The sequence below is a fragment of the Glutamicibacter sp. BS14 genome (genome assembly GCF_056934375.1).
This window is the reverse complement of record NZ_CM167801.1, coordinates 212,999-236,307: the sequence shown is the minus strand read 5'-3', so window position 1 is coordinate 236,307 and position 23,309 is coordinate 212,999. Positions and strand designations below refer to the sequence as shown.

The 23,309-nt window shown below is 61.0% G+C and carries 16 protein-coding genes, 1 other RNA gene and 1 pseudogene; 5 read left to right on the top strand and 13 right to left on the bottom strand.

Annotated elements, in window-relative coordinates; all coding sequences use genetic code 11:
- Positions 1 to 75 precede the first annotated feature (75 nt).
- Positions 76 to 1,425: a TIGR01777 family oxidoreductase gene (locus tag AC1Z36_RS01110; RefSeq protein WP_105657985.1), complete on the top strand. Its 1,350-nt coding sequence runs from the start codon at positions 76 to 78 to the stop codon at positions 1,423 to 1,425.
- Between the two features lie 153 nt (positions 1,426 to 1,578).
- Positions 1,579 to 2,709, top strand: a complete 1,131-nt coding sequence (locus tag AC1Z36_RS01105; RefSeq protein WP_105657986.1) for a ferrochelatase — start codon at positions 1,579 to 1,581, stop codon at positions 2,707 to 2,709.
- Positions 2,710 to 2,939: 230 nt separating this feature from the next.
- Here the strand turns inward: AC1Z36_RS01105 and AC1Z36_RS01100 are convergent, their stop codons facing one another.
- The 4 genes from AC1Z36_RS01100 to AC1Z36_RS01085 form a co-directional block, all read right to left on the bottom strand.
- Positions 2,940 to 3,320, bottom strand: a complete 381-nt coding sequence (locus tag AC1Z36_RS01100; protein WP_286134254.1) for a twin-arginine translocase TatA/TatE family subunit — start codon at positions 3,318 to 3,320, stop codon at positions 2,940 to 2,942.
- A gap of 160 nt (positions 3,321 to 3,480) precedes the next feature.
- Positions 3,481 to 4,881, bottom strand: a complete 1,401-nt coding sequence (locus tag AC1Z36_RS01095) for an LCP family protein (RefSeq protein WP_146112293.1) — start codon at positions 4,879 to 4,881, stop codon at positions 3,481 to 3,483.
- A 167-nt stretch (positions 4,882 to 5,048) separates the two neighbouring features.
- Positions 5,049 to 5,942 (bottom strand): LysR family transcriptional regulator, encoded by an 894-nt coding sequence (locus AC1Z36_RS01090; protein ID WP_105657988.1) that lies wholly within the window; start codon positions 5,940 to 5,942, stop codon positions 5,049 to 5,051.
- Positions 5,943 to 6,277: 335 nt separating this feature from the next.
- Positions 6,278 to 7,702, bottom strand: coding sequence for a CitMHS family transporter (locus tag AC1Z36_RS01085; RefSeq protein ID WP_105657989.1), 1,425 nt, complete (start codon positions 7,700 to 7,702; stop codon positions 6,278 to 6,280).
- Between the two features lie 186 nt (positions 7,703 to 7,888).
- Between AC1Z36_RS01085 and AC1Z36_RS01080 the strand changes: the two genes are divergently transcribed.
- Both AC1Z36_RS01080 and AC1Z36_RS01075 read left to right on the top strand, forming a co-directional pair.
- A complete protein-coding gene (locus AC1Z36_RS01080; protein WP_332488422.1) occupies positions 7,889 to 9,583 on the top strand; it encodes a sensor histidine kinase in 1,695 nt (564 codons plus the stop codon).
- Entirely contained in the window at positions 9,580 to 10,251 is a 672-nt protein-coding gene (locus AC1Z36_RS01075; RefSeq protein ID WP_105657990.1) for a response regulator, read from the top strand. The genes AC1Z36_RS01080 and AC1Z36_RS01075 overlap by 4 nt, the downstream gene beginning before the upstream one ends.
- Positions 10,252 to 10,263: 12 nt before the next feature.
- Here the strand turns inward: AC1Z36_RS01075 and AC1Z36_RS01070 are convergent, their stop codons facing one another.
- Positions 10,264 to 11,019 (bottom strand): aminoglycoside 3'-phosphotransferase, encoded by a 756-nt coding sequence (locus AC1Z36_RS01070; protein WP_332488424.1) that lies wholly within the window; start codon positions 11,017 to 11,019, stop codon positions 10,264 to 10,266.
- A 139-nt stretch (positions 11,020 to 11,158) separates the two neighbouring features.
- On the opposite strand from AC1Z36_RS01070, the gene AC1Z36_RS01065 reads away from it, so the two are divergent.
- Positions 11,159 to 12,766 (top strand): alkaline phosphatase D family protein, encoded by a 1,608-nt coding sequence (locus AC1Z36_RS01065; protein ID WP_332488426.1) that lies wholly within the window; start codon positions 11,159 to 11,161, stop codon positions 12,764 to 12,766.
- A 71-nt stretch (positions 12,767 to 12,837) separates the two neighbouring features.
- Here the strand turns inward: AC1Z36_RS01065 and AC1Z36_RS01060 are convergent, their stop codons facing one another.
- The 8 genes and pseudogenes from AC1Z36_RS01060 to ffs form a co-directional block, all read right to left on the bottom strand.
- A complete protein-coding gene (locus AC1Z36_RS01060) occupies positions 12,838 to 14,124 on the bottom strand; it encodes an aspartate kinase (protein WP_105657993.1) in 1,287 nt (428 codons plus the stop codon).
- Positions 14,125 to 14,305: 181 nt separating this feature from the next.
- Positions 14,306 to 14,857 carry a hypothetical protein gene (locus AC1Z36_RS01055; protein ID WP_332488429.1) on the bottom strand — a complete coding sequence of 184 codons (552 nt, stop codon included), beginning with the start codon at positions 14,855 to 14,857 and terminating at the stop codon, positions 14,306 to 14,308.
- A 413-nt stretch (positions 14,858 to 15,270) separates the two neighbouring features.
- Entirely contained in the window at positions 15,271 to 15,747 is a 477-nt protein-coding gene (locus AC1Z36_RS01050; RefSeq protein ID WP_105657995.1) for a MarR family winged helix-turn-helix transcriptional regulator, read from the bottom strand.
- An 8-nt stretch (positions 15,748 to 15,755) separates the two neighbouring features.
- Positions 15,756 to 17,378 (bottom strand): MFS transporter, encoded by a 1,623-nt coding sequence (locus tag AC1Z36_RS01045; protein ID WP_105657996.1) that lies wholly within the window; start codon positions 17,376 to 17,378, stop codon positions 15,756 to 15,758.
- A 409-nt stretch (positions 17,379 to 17,787) separates the two neighbouring features.
- Positions 17,788 to 18,378, bottom strand: a pseudogene (gene recR / locus AC1Z36_RS01040) (recombination mediator RecR); the annotation flags it as partial.
- Positions 18,379 to 18,468: 90 nt separating this feature from the next.
- Positions 18,469 to 22,185, bottom strand: coding sequence for a DNA polymerase III subunit gamma and tau (locus tag AC1Z36_RS01035; protein ID WP_483561571.1), 3,717 nt, complete (start codon positions 22,183 to 22,185; stop codon positions 18,469 to 18,471).
- Between the two features lie 12 nt (positions 22,186 to 22,197).
- The gene (gene gluQRS, locus AC1Z36_RS01030) at positions 22,198 to 23,115 is read right to left on the bottom strand and encodes a tRNA glutamyl-Q(34) synthetase GluQRS (RefSeq protein ID WP_332487365.1); all 918 of its coding nucleotides are present in this window, start codon (positions 23,113 to 23,115) and stop codon (positions 22,198 to 22,200) included.
- A gap of 28 nt (positions 23,116 to 23,143) precedes the next feature.
- An RNA gene (gene ffs / locus AC1Z36_RS01025) (signal recognition particle sRNA small type) lies at positions 23,144 to 23,240 on the bottom strand.
- Positions 23,241 to 23,309 lie beyond the last annotated feature (69 nt).

Here is a 23,309-nt window from a genome sequence, read left to right as displayed (position 1 = left end):
ACCAGACATTGCGACGGAATCCAGCAATTTCCCATCCTCGGGAACCGGCCTGCCTGAAGCCTCTAGGATGGGGCCATGAACACTGAGCGCTCCAGCCAACTTCCGGCATCTGCATCCGTTGTCTTTGACTGGTTCTCGCGACCCGGGGCCATGCAGCGGCTCTTGCCACCGTGGCTTCCGCTGAAGGTCATTGAAGAAGCCGGTTCGCTGAAGGACGGGACGGCCGTGCTGGGCCTTCCCGGCGGAGTGCTGTGGAATGCCAAGCACCAGCCTGAGGGGTTCGCGGAGAACCGCAGTTTCGTCGACCAGCTTGAACCCGAAGGGGTTCGCGGCCTTCCTGCCCGGGTGGTGCAGTGGCGGCATGAGCATTACTTCGAGCCCGCGGGCGCGCAGTGCACGACCGTGGGTGACTGCATCCAGTCGAATATGCCAGGACGGCAGATCGAATCGATGCTTGCATACCGCCACCGCCAGCTGGCAGACGATTTTGCCGCACACCAGCGGGCGGCGCAGGCCGGGTTGAAGCCGCTGGTGATAGCGCTGACCGGTTCAAGCGGATTAGTCGGACAGGCTTTGTGCGCCTTCTTGTCCACCGGCGGGCACCGGGTCGTCAAGCTCGTGCGGCACGAGCCGGAATCGGCAAGCGAACGGCGCTGGAATCCGCTGGATCCTGACCCGGGCCTGCTCGATGGCTGCGACGCGGTCATCCATTTGGCCGGAGCCAGCATCTTCGGCCGGTTCAGCCAAGCGCATCGGCAGGCAATTCTCTCCAGCCGCATCGAACCGACCCGATCCCTTGCCCTGCTGGCGTCACGTTCAGGTGTCCGGACCTTCATCAGCGCTTCGGCCATCGGATTCTACGGTGCTTCAGCCGGACCGCACCCATTGGACGAGACCGATTCCCCGCGGGCCGGGACTCCGGATTTCCTGGCTGACGTGGTGGACCGCTGGGAACGTGCGGCGAATGCCGGGGACAGCGGCATGCGCCGGGTGCAGATCAGGACCGGTATCGTGCTGAGCCCCAAAGGCGGGATGCTCGCCGTTTTGCGTCCTGTATTCTCCGCAGGCCTGGGCGGTCCCCTTGCAGGGGGAAAGCAGATGCTTTCGTGGATCGGGCTTGATGACCTGCTGGACATCTACCATCGCGCGCTCTGGGATTCGCAATTGGCAGGTCCGGTCAATGCGGTGGCACCGCAGCCGGTGAGCAACGCCGAATTCACCAGGGCCTTGGCGCGCGCAGTGCGGCGGCCTGCCATCATTCCGGTTCCTGCCGCGGCTCCCAAATTGCTGCTGGGAGCCGAAGGGTCCCACCTTCTGGCCATGGCCGATCAGAAAATTGTCCCGCGCAAATTGCTCGATGCCGGTCATCAGTTCCGCAATGAGCGCATTGAGCTGGAACTGGCTCATAGCCTGGGCAGTCGTTAGGGGTCGGCGACGCCCGCTGGCGATTAGGAGGCAAAGCAATTATTGTTAGCTTGGCTAGATAAAAGCTAATCTAGGTAATTGCTTGCGACTGCCAGCTCCGGGGAATTTTGCCCATGGCGGCAGTTGCCCGAGAAGAAAGCGTGGACGATCCCGATGGGAAACATGCAGGTAGCGCCGTTTGATGCAGTTGTGCTGATGTCCTTTGGCGGGCCGGAAAAGCCCGAAGATGTTCTGCCCTTCCTGCAAAACGTTACCCGGGGACGAGGGATTCCGGACGAGCGCCTTGAAGAGGTGGGCGAGCACTACTACATGTTCGGCGGAAAATCTCCGATCAATGAGCAGAACCAGGCTTTGCAGCAAGCCGTTCAAGAGGAATTCGCAGCCCGCGGCATCGATACGCCACTGCTCTGGGGGAACCGGAATTGGGAACCGTACCTCACCGAAGTGGTCGGAAACCATGCGCGCAGGCACGGCTCGAGAAGGTTCCTGGCCATCGATACGTCGGCCTACTCCTCATATTCCTCGTGCCGGCAATACCGTGAGGATTTCGCCGGAACTGTGGCGGCACTGCAAGAAGAGGGCCTCGAGGTGGTGATCGATAAAGTCCGGCAGTACTACAATCATCCGGGATTCGCTCATGCGCAGTTGGACTGCGTGCGGAAGGGTTTGAAGGAATTCAAGCAGCTCGTCGGCGGCCTGGACCGCAACCGGCACAAGATCCTATATGTCACCCATTCGATCCCTACTGCGATGCAAGAATCATCGCAGAAGTTCACCGCCGGCTACCAGCGGCAGCATGAGGAGCTCATGGCCTGGATTGGCGGGGAACTAGCTGGTGAGGAGCAGCTGGATGCCGAACTGGTGTACTGCTCCCGTTCTGGATCCATGCACACTCCCTGGTTGGAACCGGACATCAATGACCGCATGCGCGAGCTTGCGGAAACTGGAACTGAGGGCGTTCTGGTTGTACCCCTCGGATTCGTTTCGGACCACATGGAGGTCAAATTCGATCTGGATACCGAAGCGGCAGATACCGCGCGCGAGTTGGGGATGGCGTTTCTCCGTGCCGGCAGTGTTGGCACCTCACCGTCGTTTGTCAGCGGCTTGGTCGATCTGGTCCTGGAACGGGCAGCGCAAGTGCGTGGCGAGCAGCCGGAGTCATCGACCATCGCCGGAAGCAAAGCGCTGGGCCCGGGCAGTGGCGCCTGCTCCCTGAATTGCTGTGAAGGCACTACTAGGAAAAATACCGTTCCGAATTGGAGCGCCGGCATGCCTGCAAGCTAGGCCGGCAGCAGGCTGGTGGCCGATCCCGGGAATCCTTTTTCGCCGGCCATCACGGTTGGCCGGCGAATCAGCGAAGCTGGACCGGTTGCGGATAGATGCCGGAATCCGTGCGATCCGGATGAAGGAACCGGGTGGAGCTTTGGGGACTGCGATGAATGAATCCTGTCCACCGGATCCGTATTCACTGCTCGCGCGGCCAGCGGACACTTGCGGCAAGGAGCAGTGGCGTCCTAAGTGCTTTCGTCGTCAAAAGGGGCCGGACCGGAGGGTTCTGGCGGTGATGATGAACTCCTGGTCTCGGGTCCCCTTGAGCGGGCAGAATCCGGGAATCCTTGGGCAGGCGGCTCTTCGAGTTGATCTCGCAGCGCTTCGCTGATGATCCTTCGAGGATCATATTGCCGCGGATCGAACTTCTTCAGATCCATGTCCGCGAAATCCTCGCCAAGCTCCTCGCGGAGTTGTTCCTGGGCACCAGAGGCGAGTCGGCGCAACTCGCGAATCAGCGTGGCTAGTTTCCTTGCGTAGTCCGGCAATTTTTCAGGTCCGAGCAGCACGGCCGCCAAAATGGCCAGCACGATGAATTCATTGCCATTGATGCCTGCAATGCTCACTGTGAATCACCTCGCTGCAAGGGACGCGGTCAAACGGAATTGGCAGGTGCAGCCCAGCCGGAATACGAAGGCCAACAGCCGCGGGCAAACGGAGATTCGCCTGGCAGCCATCGCGGCATGGCAGGATTTTCCGGTGGCGCGGCCTGCCCTTGGGGCCGGCTCAGCCGCAGAGTTTCTGGTCTGCTTTGCGGCTGTTCACCTTGACGGGCTGCTTTTCTGGCCGCCCCAGGTTTTGGTAATCCTGGCCCAGGATCAATTCGATGCTTTCGACATCGGCGACTGTTGCCTCGATGTCGAGATCGACTGCCTTGGCGAATGCGTCGGCTGTTTTCCTGGCTGCATCAGTATCCGGAATCAGCAGCCGTGTTTGCGCCTGCAAGGACGCCGCGGTAGTGATTGAAGTGACGGTGAAGCCTTGCTCCGTGGCTTCGTTGGCGAATTTGCCGGCCAGTCCGCTCACTCGCGCTGCGTTGGCTATGCTGACAGGAAGCTGCCGGGCGGAGGTTTTCGCCGTGGCAGTTTCTCCTGCATCGGATTCGGAGCCGGATTCGGACTCGGAATCCGGATTCACCGGGATGTCTTGCTTGATGCGTTCAAAGATGAGGGTCGCGTCGGGAGCCGGGACAACCCGGTTGGCGTTTGATGGTGCAGGCTGGGTCGGCATGGTCATGAAGGTGATCTTGTCCGTGGGAACGTCCTTGACCCGCGCAGCCAATCCTGCAAGTTCCGGTAGCGAACTCAGTTCCGGGTCAACGGTCATCGAGGAGGTAATCGCGTCAAGGAAAGAGTAGAGCCGGTCCGGGCGTGCGAGAACTTCCTTGCTGGTGGCACGCTGGACTATTGCGGACATGACCTTCTGCTGGTTTCCGAGCCGAGCGAGGTCGCTTCCATCGCCAACGGCATGGCGGGTCCTGGCCAGGGCAAGCGCATCGGTTCCGTCCAGCTCCTGCAGCCCGGCTGGAAGATCCAGGTTCGCTTTCGGATCGGTCATTGGCTGGGCCAGGCACACGCTGACTCCGTCGAGTGCGTCGATGATTGAAATGAATCCCTCGAAATCCACCTCAATGAAGTGGTTCAGGTGAACTCCGGTGAGCGTTTCCACCGCGGCGACAGAGCATGCGGGACCGTAATTCAGCGCAGAATTGATCATGCCGTATCCTCCGGCATAGGCGCCGGACCCGGTATCCGCGCAGGCCGGGCGCTGCAATACGGTATCGCGTGGGATCTGGACCGCCTCGATGCGCTCGTTGCCTGGCGACAAGTGGACAAGCAGCATGGAATCGCTGCGTCGGGAACCGTTATCCGTGCCGAAGCCGGTGGAGCTGAAATCCCGGCTATCGGAACCGAGCACCAGCAGATTCAGGCCTTCGCTGGAGTCCGGGACATCCGCTTCAGACGCCCTGAGCGCCGAGACGGAAATATTTCCCTGCAGGCGCAGGAAGGCAATGCTGGTCGGCACAACTACTGCTAGCACCAGCGCCGCTGCAATGATGGCAGCTACCCGGCGCCGCGGCCGTTTGGAACTACGCCTGGCAGAGGAAGGTGTTCGTTGGGAATTCACGATCTTGCTCTCCTTGGTAGGACCATGGCCGGATTACCCATCAAGCTGACCACGTGGAACGCCGCTGGAACCAATAGCATGATTGATTAGAGCCATGCATGCAGCGCATGAAAGGCCGATTTCGCGCGCAGGTTCAGGAGAGCGGAAACCGCCTGGAGATCTCTGTCTCAGAGGTATTCGAGGAATTCGCCCAGCGCCGGATTGCGGTATTCTTCGCGGCGGTAGATGACGCCCAGGGGCCTGCTGGCTGGCAAGCTCAGCGGGACCTGCTTGCCGCCGAAGATCACTGCGGTGCTGGCCATGATCCGTGGAACCAAGGTGATGCCGCCGGCGGCGATGCCCAGATGGACCAATGCGTCGCGTTGCGTTGTGGTGATGAGCCGCGGAGCGGTGGCCTTCAAGCTCCGGTAAACTTCGTCGGTGATCTTGCGAATCGACGTGCCCTGGGGGAGGGTGGCCAGAGTCAGGGAATTGAGCAATTCAGTGCTTAGCCCAGTGTCCGGGTCCACCTCGGTATCCTCGGATACGACCGCCGAGAATTGCTGATCGCGCAGGGATTTGCCGATGAGGTCCGCGGGGATGCGCTCGTTCACGCCAAAAGCCACATCGGCGCGATTCAGGCGAAGCGCATCGGCAAGCTGCTCGTCGTCCTCCACGCTCAGGATCTCTATCCGGACACCGGGGTGCTGGCGATGGAAGGGGCCGATGTATTCGGGCATGATTCCTCCAACCAGGGAAGGCAACCCCGCGATGCGCAGGGATCCGGTGGCCAATGCACGCGTGGAAGAGGCAATGGTTCCGATCGCGGCGACTTCACGCAGTGCGCGGCGGCCGGCAGGAATGATGCTCCGGCCAACCTCGGTCAGCACCATGTCCCTTCCAGCGGCCCGGAACACGGGCATGCCAAGAGTGCGCTCCAACGCACTAATGCGCCGGGACAAGGAGGGCTGGGAGATACCAAGGATATCCGCGGCGGCGGTGAAGGAACCATAGTCCACAATCATGACAACCGCTTCGAGCTGGGCCAGGGAGATGCTGTTGTCCAGAGGTTCTCTTTCCATGCGCTGGAGCCTTCCTTTGCGTCGGGAGAAGACGGTCGAATTCGCGGTGTGGCCCAGTGGCGTGTCCATCCGGTCCAGGGGAAGCACGCGCTGTGCACGTCTTGCCCTGCCTCCAGTTTTTCACGGGAAACTGTGCTTGCTGAACCGGCGCCCTGTGCAGACCGTCAATGGCTGGCGGGAAGAAGCAACTGGGTGCTCGAATAGCTGCATGCGGCAGCCTCCGGCGGGCTGCCAACAGGGTCAGCCCGGGTTAAACACCGGACTCCGTGCCACCCGCTTGGAAATGTCCGGGTGGCACGGAGCCTGGCTGACGACGGACCTTTGGTCCTGGGGCGTTAGCCCATGTGGATGACACCAAGGAGCATGCCCGAAGCGAGCATGACCAAGGAGACCACCAACGCACGCCACAGCACCTTTTTGTGGTGATCGCCCAAGTCCACACGAGAGAGCGACACCAGCAGCAAGATGGCTGGAACGAGCGGAGACTGCATGTGCACTGGCTGTCCGGTGATGGAGGCGCGAGCCATATCCACCGCTGGTACACCGAAATGCGCGCCGGCTTCGGCGAGAACTGGCAAGACACCGAAGTAGAAGGCGTCATTGCTCATCAGGAAGGTAGCTGGAATCGAAATCAGCCCGGTCAGTACTGCCATGTATGGACCCATGGAGGTAGGAATGACATCCACCAGCCACTGGCTCATGGCATCAACCATGCCGGTGCCGGAGAGCACGCCGGTGAGCACTGCCGCGGCGAGCACCATGGAGACCACGGCAATGATTTCGCTGGAGTGCGCGGCGATCATCTTCACCTGGTCGGAGACCTTGGGGAAGTTGACGATCAAGGCGATCGCGGTACCCACCATGAACAGGTAGGGCAACGGAGTGACATCGACTACCAGCAGCACCATGATGGCGACGGTCAGTGCCAGGTTGAAGTAGAAGGTCTTGGGGCGCAGGGTCTCGCGATCCGGATCCAGGACGGTGCCGTCCAAGGTGGAAGCTTCGGTGCCATCGCCCTTGCGAGCCACGGATTCCAGTACGGCCAGGTTGCCTCCGGCAGGGGAAGTGCCAGCAGGGCTCTTTCCTCCGGTTGGGGTGGAAACGTTGCCGCCACCGAGTTCGGTGCCCCAGATTTCCGGACGCTCGCGCTGCAAGCGGCGGCGTTCGGATACGCCCATCTGCCATGCGAACAGGGCAATGACAATGAGGGAAATTCCCAGCGCAGGGAGCATCGGCACGAAGATTTCCGAGGCGTCAACGCCAAGTGCCGCTGCCGCGCGGGCCGTTGGGCCGCCCCAGGGAACGATGTTCAGCGTGCCATTGGTCAGGCCTGCAACACAGGTCAGGACCACAGGGCTCATGCCCAGGCGCTGGTAGATCGGCAGCAGAGCCGCGGTAACCACAATGAAGGTGGTCGAGCCATCGCCATCGAGGGAAATTACGCCGGTGAGCAGCGAAGTGCCCATGACGACCTTGGCGGGGTCGTTGCCCACTAGCTTCTGGATGCCGGAGACCAATCGGTCGAACAAGCCGACGTCGATCATGATGCCGAAGTACATGATGGCGAACATCAGCAGGGCTGCGGTACTGGACATGTCCTTGACCGCGTCCATGACCATGTCGCCAAGGCCGAATCCAGCACCGGTGAACAAGCCGAAGATGGTTGGAACCAGAATCAATGCCAGCAGCGGCGTCATGCGTTTTGTCATGATCAGCACCATGAAGGTGGCGACCATGAGGAATCCGAGTACAACGAGCATTGACCCGACCTCCATTTCAGTGTGAGTGAATCCTTAGTCCCCACAAGCTAGGAGGGGCACCCATTCAAGGTACGTGTCGGTGCTCACTTTGCGCGTCTTGTGCTTATTGTTGAAGGCTTAAGTTCTTTGCCAACTTTTTGCTCATTAAAATCACGAGAGTGGAAAGATGGGTTTATGCTGGGTGGCATGTTCCGTTCTGGCGCCGGCACCCGGCATTTCGCATCACGCATCATGCGGCTTCAATTTCTGGTCGTAGGTGTGCTGATTGTTCTCGTTACCGCCGGAACGCTTTTCGCCAGCTATGACCGCGTCTATTCGAAAGCCGAAGATACCTCGCTGACCATAGCTCGTTCGGTGGCCGTCTTGCCGGAAGTAGTTGAGCAGGTCTCGCACTATGCAAAGCTGGACGAGCTGGATGCCAAGGCGCTCGCCGATGGAAAACTGCAGCAACTGGCAGGCGCTGTCATTGGGCAAGAGCAAGCGTATTTCGTGGTGATTACCGAGGACCGCGGACTGCGCTTGAGCCATCCGAACCCCGAGGAACTGGGCCAAATGGTTTCTACTGACCCGGTGGCGCTGGAAGGCATTGAAGCGGTCTCCCGGGAACACGGAACCCTTGGTGAATCGGTGCGCGCCAAGGTCCCGGTCTACAGTAACGCGGGTGCGGTCATCGGAGAGGTTTCCGTGGGCGTGACCACTGACTCCTTGACCGGGGCACTGCTTGGGTCCTTCGCCTGGATTGTATTGCTTGCGGTGATTTGCGCAGCCTTGGCAGTGCTTGCCGGACGAGTCACCGTACGCCGTTTGAAGCGCCAGACCCTTGGGCTGGAACCGGCCGAAATTGCCCAGCTTGTCAGGGACCAGCAGGCCGTGCTCTACGGTGTTACCGAAGGTGTCATGGGCATTGGCGCCGATAGCCGGATTACCGTGCGCAACAGGGCCGCCAGGCAATTGCTGGGACTGCCGCACCGCACCGAATTGGAAGACGTGGTCGGCCGCCACTTTGAATCCGCTGGTTTGGATCACCGGCTGGTCAGGGCGATCAAGGAATGCGACCCGGCACCGGTGCGCTTTGCGGCCAATGGCAACTCGCTCATAGCCCGCGTGACCAAGGTCGACCGTGACGGAGTGGACCTCGGACTGGTCGTGCTGCTCCATGATGTCACCACCCTTGAAGCGCTGGGCACCAAACTCGATGCAGTCCAGGACATGGCCGATGCGCTGCGCGCCCAGCGCCATGAATTCGCCAACCGGATGCACGCAGTCCTCGGGCTGATCAACTTGGGCAAGATCGAACAGGCAGAAGACTACCTGCGTGAGGTGATGGAATCCGGGCCGAAGATCGCTCAGGTTCCCGGGCTGGAGGCCATCCAGGACGCTTACCTCTCGGCGTTTATTTCGGCGAAGGCGGTGCGCGCCCACGAACAAGGCATAGAACTGAGAGTGTCTGCCCAATCCATGCTTTTCGGACACATCGCCTCGGCCCACGATGCCCAAGACGCCACCGCAGTCCTGGGGAATCTGCTGGATAACGCCTTCACTGCAGCTCTTTGCACAGATGCAGAACCCTGGGTGGAAATCGACTTGCTCTCCGAAGGGAACACCTTGCACATAGCCGTGGCCGATTCTGGACCCGGCATTACCACCGACGAGGATATCTTCACCCGGGACGTCAGCACCGGATCCCATCTGGGCGGTGATCATGGCCATGGCGTCGGATTGCCGCTGATCAGACGGCTCGCCCAAGCCCGCAGCGGGGACGTCTGGATAGCGGACCGCGGGACGGATGGTTCCGGGGCAGTTATCGCAGCAAGATTGCCGGCCGTACTGGTCGAGCCAGCCAATACGGAAAACGACGAGATTGAAGGAGCGCAACATTGAGCGAGAATTCCAGCGGCAACTACCGGGTGCTAATTGTCGATGACGATTTCCGGGTAGGAGAGCTGCACGCTGAGATGGTCAACGCCATTCCCGGGTTCCAGGCCCTGGAGCCTGTGCAGGATCCGCGTGTTGTGCCCAAAATGGTGCAGAGCCTGAAACCTGATTTGGTATTGCTGGATCTCTACCTGCCGCATGTCAGTGGAATCGAGCTGCTGAGAGAACTCGATGTTGATGCGATCATGATTTCCGCGGCGATTGAACCGAAGAACATTGACAAAGCGTTGCGCTCGGGCGCACTGGCGTTCATCATCAAGCCCTTTGAGGCCAAGACCCTGGCCGCCAAGCTCAAAGGCTGGGCTCGCTATCGTCGCCAATTGACCGGGACCGCGGAGTTCAACCAGCAGGGCGTGGACCGGTTGTACCGGGCGCTCCAAGGGGGCGAAGAAACCAACGCATCGGTGGGTGCCGCCCCCACCGAACAGGCAGTTCTTTCCTGCGTCAAGGATGCTACCGAACCCATGAGCGTCGCCGAGGTCGCGGAGGCAATTGGGGTTGCCCGTGCGACAGCGCAACGGTATTTGGCGGCGCTGGTGGCCAATGAATCCCTGGAGCTGCAGCTTGGATACGGAACTCGTGGCCGTCCCGAGCACCGTTACGTGGCACGCTAGCGGCTCGGCCTCCTAGGTTGCGTCCCAGACCTTTCGGTAGAACGACGCCTTCCGCTCATCGGGTTCGATTCCGTACCCGGCGTAGACATGTTGTTCGAAACCAGGCCCGTAATTCCACTCGGTGCTCCATGCGGCAACGGCGAGATCCGCCCAGCGGTCTCCAAGACCCAATTTCCCCATATCCACATGCGCGCTGAAATCATGGCTGTCGGTGATGATCGTGTTGGGCAGGCAAGCATCGCCATGGCAGACCACGAGATCAAGCTCCGGGACTTCAGCCAGCAAAGCAGCTTGCTCCCGGGCAGGCAGGTGCTGGATGCGGGATTCCAGATCCCAGCTGAAGGGGCACTGGTCGACCGGCAGCCGATCGTGCAGGTGGCGCAGACCGGCGCCCACTGCAAACGCGGATCGCGCCGGATCGCTTTTGCCAAGCTCGCTGACTGCACTGTGCCCGGGCAATGCTGCCGTGACGAGCAGCTGGCCGCCAGCATGCTGTCCGCAGCTGAGCACTTCGGGGACTCTGATGAATTCTCCCGCCCACCGCATGCGCAGGGCTTCAGCCAGGAGATCGCCGTCCTCTTCGGGAGGGCATCCCGGCGACCACTTGGCGAAGCGCATCGGCTCGCCCTGCCCAAGCCGGTATGTTATCCCGCCAAATGCGTTCTGCCAGATACCCTCGATTTCCGCCTGGCCGGCTGCAGTGCGCACAGCTGGAGGAACTGGGTGGCCAGCCGACGGCGGGCCAGAAATGACTTGAGGTGAACTCATTTTTCTAGTCTGCCAGTAATGGGCGTGCTTTGGAGTTCAGGATCTCTGGATTCGTGGTGTGGACTGGACACGAACGATTTCTCTTGGTGTTCATCTGGGCTCAAGGAAATGGCTGATCAAGTCGTGAACACTGAATCCCATGAATAATATTTCGCGACGCAAATTGCTCACCGGCGCCATTGGCGCAGGTGCTTTGACCTTGGTTGGGCCCACTGGAACAGCGCTGGCTTCCAGCAGTCCCCGACTCGTGCGTTCCCGCCTGGGATTGACCAGCGGATTTTCCATGGGGGATGTCTCTGCCAGCAATGCCGTACTCTGGGCTCGCAGCTCCGGGGAAGGCCGCTTGCGCGCGCAGCTGCGTGCGGTGGACGAAGCGGGGGAAATCATCCGCGGCCGTGGATCCTTCGCCAAGACTTTGCGCGGTGCCTACGCCCGCGAGGCCACTGACTTCACTGCAAAGATCAATGCCGAGCATCTGCCTGCCGGTACCCGTTTCGCGGTCAGCATCGGTTTCGAGGACGATAACGGCACCCTTGGCGAGACTCAGAACGGCTGGTTCAGCACCGCACCGGCGTTGACCGGTCGCCGCAACCACGACGCCTCCCGTGCCCAGAGTTTTGTGTGGTCCGGCGACACCGCTGGCCAGGGCTGGGGCATCAACGAAGAAATCGGTGGCATGCGCGCCTACGCGGCCATGCATGCAACCAAGCCGGACTTCTTCGTGCACAGCGGCGACACCATCTACGCCGACGGCCCGATTGCCGCAGAAGTTGTGGAACCGGACGGCCAGATCTGGCGCAACTTGGTCACCGAGGAAGTCTCCAAGGTGGCCGAAACCCTGGCCGAGTACCGTGGGCGGCACCGCTACAACCTGATGGACCGCAACGTGCGTGCCATGTATTCCGAGGTTCCGGTGATTGCCCAGTGGGATGACCACGAGACCCATAATAACTGGTGGCCGGGTGAGGTCATCGAAGATGAGCGCTACACGGTGCGCGATATCAACACCCTTGCCGCCCGCGGCCGCCAGGCCTGGCAGGAATACCAGCCGATCGCCGACCCGCGCGCCATGCGCGCAGGCACCGGATTCGAGGCAGCACGCATCTACCGCAAAATCTCGCGTGGTCCAGCAATGGACCTGTTCGCATTGGACATGCGCAGCTACAAGTCCGAGAACACCGCCGGAATGGAAGAGAAGTCCACTTCAATTCTCGGCGAAGAGCAGCTGAATTGGCTAGTCGATTCCTTGGCCAAGTCCAAGGCAACCTGGAAAGTCATTCTCAACGACCTGCCGCTGGGCATCATTGTTCCGGACGGCAAGGCGCAGGAATCAATTTCCAACGCAGACCACGGCGCACCACTAGGCCGCGAGCTGGAACTTGCCCGCCTGCTCAAGGCCATTAAGGACCGCGGCATCAAGAATGTCGTCTTCCTGACCGCGGATGTGCACTATTGCGCGGCGCACCACTACTCTCCAGAGCGTGCAGCCTTCAGCGAGTTCAATGAGTTCTGGGAATTCGTGGCCGGTCCAGTCAATGCCGGTTCCTTCGGGCCGAACCAAATGGATGGCACTTTCGGACCACGCGTGGACTTCTCGCTGTCTGGCAGCACCAACCAGTCGCCGCGCGATGGCAAGGGCCAGTTCTTCGGCCACGTCGACCTCGATGAGCAGGACCTGTTCACCGTCACGCTGCGCAATGGCTTGGGCGAAATCGTCTACACCAAGACGCTGGAACCGAATAAATAGCAGTTAATTGGGAGAACGCCTGCGAAACAGTAATTGTTTCGCAGGCGTTCTCCTTTTCAGCTTGTCGGCGCTTAGCGGCCGGTGCCGCCGTAGACGGTGGCTTCCACGTCGGTATCCAGATCGAACGCGGTGTGGATAGCGCGTACTGCATCGTTGAGCTTGTCGGCGTCGGTGACCACGGAGATGCGGATCTCTGAAGTGGAGATCATGTCCACGTTCACGCCCGCGCGGTGCAATGCCTCGAAGAAGGTGAAGGAGACTCCTGGATTCGAGCGCATTCCGGCACCGATCAGCGAGAGCTTGCCAACCTCGTCATTGTGCTCGATTTCCTCGAAACCGATCTCCGGCTTCGCGGTGTTCAGTGCTTCAAGCACATGCTTGGTCTCGGTCATCGGCAGGGTGAAGGAGATATCGGTGGCACCCGAACCGCGGGTCGAGATGTTCTGCACAATCATGTCGATATTGGCCTGCGCAGCGGCGATAACCCCGAAAATCTGTGCTGCTTTGCCGGGGATGTCCGGAACGCCAATGATGGTGACCTTGGCTTCGGAGTGGTCGTGGGCGACACCTGAGATGATTGGCTGTTCCAAGGGTTCTCCCTCTTGAATTTTGATTTTGTCTTCGGGATCCGGGAGCACCCAGGTGCCCTCGTTGGTGCTGAATGAAGAGCGCACGTGCAGCGGCACGCCGAACCGGCGGGCGTATTCCACGCAACGCAGGTGCAAGATCTTCGAGCCGCTGGCGGCCATTTCCAGCATTTCTTCACTGGTGATCTTCTCGATCTTCTTGGCCGAGGCGACCACGCGCGGGTCGGCGGTGTAGATGCCGTCCACGTCGGTGTAGATTTCGCAGACATCGGCGCCCAGCGCTGCGGCCAGCGCGACGGCGGTGGTGTCCGAGCCGCCACGGCCCATGGTGGTGATGTTCTTGGATTCCTTGCTCATGCCCTGGAAACCGGCGACGATGGCGATGAATCCGCGGTCGATGGCACGGCGTACGCGCTGCGGGGAGACCTCCATGATGCGGGCTTTGCCGTGGGTGGAGTCGGTGATCAAGCCTGCCTGCGAGCCGGTGAATGAAGCAGCCTGCTCGCCGAGCTGGTTGATCGCCATCGCCAGCAGCGACATCGAGATGCGTTCGCCAGCGGAGAGCAGCATGTCCATCTCGCGGGCTGGTGCATCATCGGTAAGCTGGCCTGCCAGGTCCAGCAAGTCATCGGTGGTGTCGCCCATTGCGGAAACAACGACAACGACGTCATGGCCCTTGGACTTAGTATCAATAATTCGGCGCGCTACACGCTTGATGCCTTCGGCATCTGAAACGGAAGAACCGCCAAACTTTTGAACAATTAGGCCCATGGGCACTCACTCCACCTGTTGAAAGCTGTGCCTCGCCGCCGGTGGTTTTTGATGGAACTGTGGCGCGAGACATCTACCAGATAAATATTGTGACAGCTACGGGGCGACATGTCCTAGTTGTGAAGGTAACCATTGGTCATATTGCCTAGGAACCTCAATGCAGGTTGTTGAAAAACACTGGCTACCCCTTGAATTCAGCCAAAATTTGTCGCCAAAAGCTCTTCCATCCAGACACCTGTTCAGGTGTTTCAGCCTTAGTAATGTTTATGGCAACCGAGGATTTTCCACCTTTGAGGCCAATGTCTACCTGTGTCTTGGTTCCGTCGCTGAAATCAGCTCGCCAATAGCGCCATCGCTCTGAGCCGCTGGTGCGTGCAGGTTCGGAAAGCTGGTGGCCGTTGAACTCCTGGAGCCCCTGGACGCAGGCGATCCAGCGTTCCAGCGTGGTATCCAAATCAGCATCGATGGTGCTGCTCACCGAACCTTGGAAGGTGCCGTCTTGGGATTGGCCGGGCAGGCGTCGGCCAATATGCTGCTCATAGGCAACAGCCACGGATTGAGCCCACCAGCCCGGAGTATCCACGGTTGGGGGCATGTGGGTGAAAGCCAGTTCGGCTATCTGCTTGTGCGTAAGTTGATCGGCTCCGCCAGCGCGCAGTTTGGCGCACCACTGATCCCATTCAATGCCGGTGGCCTTGGCGATGGCCGGGAGGTTGCTGCTTTTTATTGCCATGAGGACAGTCTATGGCGGACTTGGAGCTGTCGGTACTCCGAAGCGATGCGCCGGGCCCGCAGGAGCCTGCCGCTTTTCTGAGGTCCTGCAGCAGCGGAAGCAGCCTCTGAACCCGTTCGTTCTGCGTCATGTCGCGCAGGCCCGCGGCATCCATGATGCCTGCCCAATCCTCCACGCTTGAACCAGTGCGGATTTCGATTTTCCCTGATCTGCCCAGTGAAGTGCTCATGTGCCGAAACCTGACGCGCTCCAACAACAAGGTGGCCGCGGCGCCGCTGTCTGGCGCCGGGGAATGGGCCTTGAGCGAGGGCGCTGTGCGAAGCCGTGAACTGCCGGTGCATGTAGTGGGCTTTAAAAGCCCCTGGCCGGTCTTCTCGGTAATTCCGAGAAGACCGGCCTGGGATTGGACCGCTCTAGAGGGACTTGATTTCCAAATTCAATCGGCTCAGGAGGTCGATGAGTGCCGACAGATCCTCATTGTCCCAATTGGTCATGCGCGAGCGGAGCTCTGTACGCCACCCTTGGAAGCATTCATGCCACCTTTCAACCGCAAGCTCGGTAGGCAGGATGTGGAACACCCTCCGGTCTTCCGGGTCGACTTCACGCTTGACCAGCGCCAGCTGTTCCAGCTTGGTGATCATGCGCGATAGCGCAGCTTTATCGACCAGCAAGTGTTCGCAGATTTCAGACTGGGTGATGCGTTGGCTGCGCAGAATCATCCCGAGCACGGGCAGGTATCCCGGGGTGAGCCGGCTGTCGAGCCGAGTGGCCAGTTCCCGCTTGGCACGCGCCGTCAGCGCGATCAGTGAAAATAACTCCTGTTCGGCTGAGGCATAGAGATCGGGACGTTGAGCGGCGGGAACGTCTTCGGCTTTGCTTGAAACCTGCACCGGATCTCCTAGTTGCCAGCTGGCGTTTCTGCCTTGGCTGCGTCCTGGTCCTCAGCAGCCAGCTCCTGCATGCGTTCACTTGCAGTCTGGGTCTTCAGCGACTGGTTGGGGATCAGGCAGACAGCCACGACGATGAGCAGCGACAGCGGAGCGGCAATGGTGAACAGCGAAGGCACTGCGTCGCCGTAGATGGACTCGAAGATCACGCGGACCGGTTCAGGCATCGCTGCAACTGAAGGCAGGGTGCCCGATCCCAATGCTGCGGTCAGCTCCTTGGCTTGGTCGCCCAGGGAAGCCAGGGCTGCAGCCAAATCGGATTGCCGGTCGGCGATCATGTTCGGCACAGTGGTCGCCAGTATGGCGCCCAGGCCTGCGGTACCCGCAGTGCCGCCCAAGGTGCGGAAGAAGTTCACGGCCGAGGAGGCTACACCCAGTTCCTTGACGTGGACCGAGTTCTGCACCACCAGCACCATGTTCTGCATGACAAGGCCCATGCCGGCGCCGAGGATGAACATGTAGGCGGCGACCAACGCGTAGTTGGTGTCGTAGTGGATGGTTCCCAGCAGGAACAGCCCAACGACGATCAGCACCGAACCGGTGACTACCAGTGCCTTCCACTTGCCGGTGCGCGAGATCATCGCACCGCCGATGGTGGAGATGACCAGCAGGCCGCCCATCAGCGGGAAGGTCATCAGGCCGGCCATGGTGGCTGATGCGCCACGGGCCATGATCATGTACTGGCTGAGGAACACCGAGGTGCCGAACATCGAAACGCCAACGGCCAGCGATGCGATGACCGCGAAGGTGAAGGTGCGGTTCTTGAACAGGCCCAGGCTCAGCAGCGGCTCGGAGGACTTGGCTTCGACCAGAATGAACAGCGCCAGCAGGATTACCGCACCGGCAATCATCAGGTAGCTGGTCGTCGAGGCCCACTCGAACTGCGAGCCGCCCAGCGACATCCAGATCAGCAGCAGCGAGACGCCGGAGGAAAGCAGGACGATGCCCCAGTAGTCGATCTTGACCTTGCGCTTGGCCATGGCCGGAAGGTGCAAGGTGCGCTGGATCAGGATGACCGCAGCGATGGCGAAAGGCAGGGCGATGAAGAAGTTCCAGCGCCAGTTGATGGTGTCAGTAACGAAGCCGCCGATCAGCGGGCCGCCCACGGTGCCAACGGCCATGACCGCGCCGAACAGGCCCATGTACTTGCCGCGTTCGCGGGGGGAGAGGAAATCGGCCATGACGATCTGCGCCAAGGCGCCTACGCCGCCACCGGCCAGGCCCTGGACGACGCGCATGGTGATCAGGAAGCTGGTGTCCTGCGAGAAACCTGCGGCGGCCGAGGCCAGCACGAAGATGCCGAGCGAGATCTGCAGCAGCAGTTTGCGGTTGCCCAGGTCGGCGAGCTTGCCCCAGATCGGAGTGGAGATGGTGGTCGCCAACAAGGTGGCGGTGACCACCCAGGTGTAGGCGGTCTGGCTGCCGTTGAGATCGGAGACGATCACTGGCAGCGAGCTGGAAACGACGGTGCTGGCCAAGATGGAGACGAACATGCCCATCAAAATGCCCGTGAGGGCAGTGAGGATTTCGCGGTGAGTCATCTTGGGCTTGGCGACCGGTGCGGTTGCGGTCATGGAAGCTCCAAAAATTTAGGGTCAGGCATAGAGGGCCTGAATGGTTGATTGATATCAACTATAAGGCGATAGTTGACTATTATCAACTAAGCGTGTTTCACCCCACATCACCGTGCTGGCATAGAAAAACGCCCTGCGCTCAAGCCGGCGAACCGGAAGAGTGCAGAGCGTTCCAAGGCAACCAGAACTACTGGCTGCGACGGCTATCCATCTCGGGGACTACCGGATGCGAAGGCCCTTCGCCAGCGTTGCTGGAAGAAACCGGCGCACCGCCAACGTGCAGCAGGCGAGGTTCGGATAGCTGGGCTTTCGGCTTCTCTGCAGCTTCTCCGGACTGATCTTGCGGCGCCTGCTCCTCGGATCCCTGCTTCTGGGCCTTGGCGCGGGCCGGACCCGGCGCGGTGCGGCCGGCAGCGCGACGTCCCTCGAAGGCGCGGGCCAGGGTCACTTCATCGGCGTATTCCAGATCGCCGCCCACCGGCAGGCCGGAGGCCAACCGGGTGATGTGGATGCCCAAAGGGGCTAGCGCGCGCACCAGGTACACGGCGGTGGCTTCGCCTTCGAGATTCGGGTCGGTGGCCAGGATCAGTTCGGTGATCGAGTCATCGGCCAAGCGGGTTACCAGCTCGCGGATGTGCAGCTGTTCCGGGCCAATGCCTGCCAGCGGATTAATGGAACCGCCGAGCACGTGGTACTTGCCGGAGAACGCCCGGGTGCGCTCAATGGCCAGGACGTCCTTGGACTCCTCCACGATGCAGATCTTGGTGCCATCGCGACGTTCATCGCGGCAAATGGCGCAGGTTTCCTGCTCCGAGATGTTGAAGCAGATCTCGCAGAACTTCACCTTTTCCTTGACCAGCTGGATCGAGGCGGCGAGCCGGGTCATGTCCTCGGCATCGGCGTCAAGAATGTGGAAAGCAATGCGCTGAGCCGACTTCGGGCCGATGCCAGGCAAGCGACCGAGCTCGTCGATCAGTTCCTGTACAGCACCTTCGTACACGTGCGCCTACTTTCTAGCTTGCTTCAATACCGTGAAATCGTTCCGTGGTACACCCTAGTGTCTCACTCCGACAGTTCGCCGTGGTGCCGGCTACAAGCTTCGTTTGATTTCCACTACATTCCCGTTGACGTCACGCTGCTCGATGACCATGCCGCCGAGCAGGCGTTCCACGGCTGGAACACCGATCAGTGCCGAATCCTCGACCTCGATATCATCGTCGCTCGGGACAAATTCCTCGGGCTCTTGCACCGGAGCAGGCGCGGGAGCCGAAGCAGGACCGCCCCAGCCGCGCGCCGCCTGGGCAGGCGCCGGGGCATTGGGTGCGTTCTTCGCCTGGTCCATCAGCTGCTGGTATCGGCTCATGCGGCCTGAGACCGCCGGTGCCGAATCCGCAGGATCCGGTGCCGGTTCAGCCTGTGGAGCGCCCCATCCCGGAGCGGATTCAGGGGCCGGCTGCGGGGCTGCCGGGGGTTGCAGCGGTGCGGCCGGGGGTTGCAGCGGTGCGGCCGGTTCCTGGCGAGGCTGTTCCTGGTGCTGGGGGCGGACCTGCGGCTGCGTTTGGGCAACCCGCGGCGCCGGGGTTTCCGGAACCGATGGAGCTGATGGCGCCATAGCTTGTGGAGCCTGCTGCCCGGATTCGCCAACCGCTAGATTCCCGAAGGAATCGGTGGTGCTTTCCGGGTGCAACGGGGTCGAAGAAACCGGACGTGCAATGTTCGGAACACCGCCCTCAGCCTGGCGCGCCGTCATGCCAGCGGTCATCCGGGGCTTGGGAGCCACCGGAGGTCCACCGAAACTCCGTGGTGCACTAGCCGCCGGCGCCGGCGTCGGTGCTGGCGCTGCCGGGGTCGGCTGCGGAGCCACGGCCGGGACCGGAGCCTGTTGCTGCGGCTGAACCTGCTGGGCTTCCGGAACAGAACCAGCTGGCACGTAGTACGGGTCATCCGGGAACGGGGGCTCGTCGAAGTAGGGTTCATCCGCGGGAGGCGGAACGTCATCATAGGAGCTGTCGTACCCGTCATGGGCTCGTGGTGCAGGCGCGACTGGTGCCGAGCTTGGCACAGCGGATACCGGACGCTGCTGCGGTGCCGGAGCGGCAGCTTGGGCCCGTGCCGCAGCGCGCGCAGCCGCCCCAGCAGAACTTACAGCCTTGGTGAACTTAGTTGGTGCTGGGGTTGGCGCCGGGATTGGCCGGCGCTCACCTTTTGGGTAACCACCACCGTTGGGGTTGGAGCCGCCTTCGGTGAGGACCACTTCGATCGGTGCACCGGTGACCTGGGACAGAACCCCGGTCAGCGTATTCATCAGATCCGGCCGGTTGCGCAGATTCACGATTGGGCCAGTATTGCTGAACGCCAAGGTGAGGGTGCGGCCATCGAAGCCTGCCACAGAGCCATAGGTGGCAACCATGGAATGCAGGACGCGCGAGCTGCCTTGCAACTGCTGCAAGATCGTTGGCCATGCTTGCTGGAACATCGCCACCGGTGAGCCGGTGTCCTGTGGTGCTGGCTGGCTCTGCGGCATCCCGCTAGGGGCACCATGTTGAGGTTGCTGAGCACCCTGTTGTTGCTGTTGCGGTGCTTGAGCGCGTTGGGCTTGTTCTTGTGCGGCGCGCTGTTGTGCTTCGCGTTCAGCTTGTTCGCGTTGGGCTTGTTCCTGTGCGGCGCGCTGTTGTGCTTCGCGTTCAGCTTGTTCGCGTTGGGCTTGTTCCTGTGCGGCGCGCTGTTGTGCTTCGCGTTCAGCTTGTTCCCGTTGGACCTGTTCTTGTGCGGCGCGCTGTTGTGCTTCGCGTTCAGCTTGTTCGCGTCGGGCTTGTTCTTGCGCCTGGTGGGCAGCATGGCGCTGAGCATCCACGCCAGCCTGGCTAGCTTCTGGTGCCTGTTGCGGCTGTGCCGACTGCGGCGCCTGTTGTTGCTGTGCCGACTGCGGTGCTTGTGGTGTTCGGTTGGCAGCTGCACGACGTGCGAATTCGGCCATGGCAGGATTTTGCTTCACGTCATCAATGGAGACCCCGGTGCCGAATGACAGGTCTTCACCGCTGGAAGGATCGGGAACCAAGCTGAATGGTGCCACGCCTTCCGGACGAGCTGCCGGAATACTCGGACCAGGCTGCACCTCGGTGGTCACCGAGTAATTTTCGCCCTTTGGACCCCAAGTTGCGCCCCAGTCAGCGGCTTCACCAGTGTTCAGCGACGCTGCCGCGCCTGGATCCAGCGGAGCATTTGGATCATCATGTGGCTGTGGCTGTGGCTGTGGCTGTGGCTGTGGCTGTGATGGCGCGGACTGCTGGGGATGCGTTTCCTGCTCGGCAGGTACTGGCTGCGGAGTCTCTTGAGGCTGCTCGGTGCGCTGAGCTTGAACTGGTTCTGCGTGCTGCGCGGGCTGCTGCATTTGCGCTGGAGCCTCGGGAGCCTGCGGTTGCGGCTGGGCATGATTTGGCTGAACCTGTGGGGCCTGTTCGCCAGCCACTGGTTCGCCCTGCGCTTCAGCCGGTTCGGGTGCACCCTCACGACGGGATTTGGCGGCGGCCAGGGCTTCGCGTACTGCGGCAGCGCCCTGACGCGCGGCGCCCGGGTTAGGAGTGGCGTTCATTGAGGCACCAGCACTTGCAGCGTCGTCCTCATCAAGCGCAGGCAGCACTCCACCGGTCATCGCATGGCGCTCCAACCGATCCAGCCGAGCGGCAAAAGCGCTGTCGGAATTCTGCGAACCGGGCAGCATCAAGCGCGCGGCCAGCAATTCCAGGTGCAGACGAGGCGAGGTTGCGCCGGTCATCTCGCTCAGGGCCTTGTTGGTTACATCGGCCCAGCGCGATAGTTCGCCTGCGCCGACCAGGCCAGCCTGCAAGCGAAGGGATTCAAGCTGGTCTTCGGGTACGCCGCGCAAGATCTTCTCAAGGCCTTCTGGCATGGCCTTGGCGATGATCAGATCGCGGAAGCGCTCCAGCACGTCTTCAACGAAGCGCCGGGGATCCAGACCGGTCTGGATGATGCGGTCAATCGCACCGAACAGACCAGCGCCATCGGATTCGTGCAGCGACAAGGTGACCTCATCGAGCAGTGTCGAGTGGGTGTAGCCCAGCAGTGCAATGGCCGTCTCGTAATCCAGGTTGCCATCGCGGGCACCAGCGATCAGCTGATCCAGCACCGAAAGAGTGTCGCGGACCGAACCGCCGCCAGCACGGATCACCAGTGGCAGTACACCTTCGGCTACCGCGACGCTTTCGCGTTCGCAGAGCACTTGCAGGTACGCCAGCAATGCCTCTGGCGGAACCAGGCGGAATGGGTAGTGGTGGGTACGCGAGCGGATGGTGCCGATGACCTTTTCCGGCTCGGTAGTCGCGAAGATGAATTTGATGTGCGCCGGTGGCTCTTCAACGATCTTCAGCAAGGCATTGAAGCCTGCCGCCGTGACCATGTGGGCCTCATCGATGATGAAGATCTTGTAGCGGTCGCGAGTTGGCGCGAAGGTTGCGCGCTCGCGCAGATCGCGGGCATCATCGACGCCACCATGGCTGGCCGCGTCAATCTCGATGACGTCCAGCGAACCCGGGCCACCATTGGCAAGGTCCACGCAGCTTGGGCAGGTGCCGCAAGGAACGGGCGTAGGGCCCTGCTCGCAGTTCAAGCAACGGGCCAAAATGCGGGCAGAAGTCGTCTTGCCGCAACCGCGCGGACCGGAGAATAGGTAGGCGTGGTTGACGCGGTTCTTCTCCAGCGCCGTCATCAAGGGCGCGGTAACGTGCTCCTGGCCGATAACGTCGCCAAACGTATCGGGACGATATCTGCGATATAGCGCTGTACTCACACCGGTTCCCTATCAGTTGCCTGATGCTTTAGGCATCAGCTGTTGGACAATATTCAATGGTTCGACGGTCCACGGTTCACGTGGCAGATTCGCCGGATCGAAAGCTTCCAGAGCTGCCTGCAAACTTGTGCTGGGCAAGCCCAATGACTCTAGCAAAATCGCCACAACGTTGGCTGGATGCACACCTTGTTCGGTGATCTCTTCGAGTGTTACTGCACCGTCGCGTTTAGCCAAGCGCTGGCCCTTGGTGTTCAGTGCCAGCGGTACGTGCGCGTAGGCCGGGACCGTGTAGCCCAGTAGCGTTGCCATGTAGGCCTGCCGCGGCGCAGAAGAGAGCAAATCATCTCCGCGCACGACCTGGTCGATGCCTGAGAACGCATCGTCGACGACAACCGCAAGGTTGTAGGCGGGAGCTCCATCGTTGCGGACCAGGACGAAGTCATCTACCGCGCCGGTGTAATCGCCGAATAGTTCGTCATGAACGGAAAATTCGTTCACTTCTGAACGCAGTCGCAAGGCGGCTGGACGGTTCTGCGCTTTAGCCGAGCGTTCGCTGGCGCTCAGATCGCGGCAGGTTCCCGGGTAGGCGCCGGGAGCAGCATGCGGAGCACTTCCGGCTTCGGCGATGTCCTTGCGCGAGCAGAAGCATTCATAGACCAAGCCGCGGGCCTTGAGCCGCTCAACGGCCTGGAGATAAATCGGAAGGCGGTCGGACTGTCGGAGAATTTCGCCGTCGAAATCAAGGCCCAAGGACGATAATTCAGCAATTTGGGTGGCTTCGGCGCCGGAACGAACACGATCCAAGTCTTCAATGCGCAGTAGGAATTTGCGTTGCGAGGAGCGGGCGAAAAGCCAAGCGAGGATGGCCGTGCGCAAATTGCCAAGGTGGAGTGGCCCCGAAGGGCTAGGGGCGAAACGGCCAGCGCCCACGTGGACTCCATTCGGCTTGCGTAAGAAAGTAAAAGACCCCTCATGCACCTGCCAGAGCCCATCTACCCTTGCTACCTTCCGGTCCTGGGGGAGTTCAACAGGATGACACCACACGAGGGGTCACCAAAAATACTACCCGAGGTTGGCGCTTGGATGAAAATCGGCAGGCGTGCGCTTGCTCTCAGCTTGCAAAT

Excerpts from the sequence above, each read along its gene's own strand:
- AC1Z36_RS01110 (WP_105657985.1), top strand. The coding sequence starts at position 76 with ATGAACACTGAGCGCTCCAGCCAACTTCCGGCATCTGCATCCGTTGTC.
- AC1Z36_RS01080 (WP_332488422.1), top strand. The coding sequence starts at position 7,889 with ATGTTCCGTTCTGGCGCCGGCACCCGGCATTTCGCATCACGCATCATG.
- AC1Z36_RS01060 (WP_105657993.1), bottom strand. The coding sequence starts at position 14,124 with ATGGGCCTAATTGTTCAAAAGTTTGGCGGTTCTTCCGTTTCAGATGCC.
- AC1Z36_RS01065 (WP_332488426.1), top strand. The coding sequence starts at position 11,159 with ATGAATAATATTTCGCGACGCAAATTGCTCACCGGCGCCATTGGCGCA.
- AC1Z36_RS01105 (WP_105657986.1), top strand. The coding sequence starts at position 1,579 with ATGGGAAACATGCAGGTAGCGCCGTTTGATGCAGTTGTGCTGATGTCC.
- AC1Z36_RS01085 (WP_105657989.1), bottom strand. The coding sequence starts at position 7,702 with ATGCTCGTTGTACTCGGATTCCTCATGGTCGCCACCTTCATGGTGCTG.
- AC1Z36_RS01055 (WP_332488429.1), bottom strand. The coding sequence starts at position 14,857 with ATGGCAATAAAAAGCAGCAACCTCCCGGCCATCGCCAAGGCCACCGGC.
- AC1Z36_RS01090 (WP_105657988.1), bottom strand. The coding sequence starts at position 5,942 with ATGGAAAGAGAACCTCTGGACAACAGCATCTCCCTGGCCCAGCTCGAA.
- AC1Z36_RS01070 (WP_332488424.1), bottom strand. The coding sequence starts at position 11,019 with ATGAGTTCACCTCAAGTCATTTCTGGCCCGCCGTCGGCTGGCCACCCA.
- AC1Z36_RS01045 (WP_105657996.1), bottom strand. The coding sequence starts at position 17,378 with ATGACCGCAACCGCACCGGTCGCCAAGCCCAAGATGACTCACCGCGAA.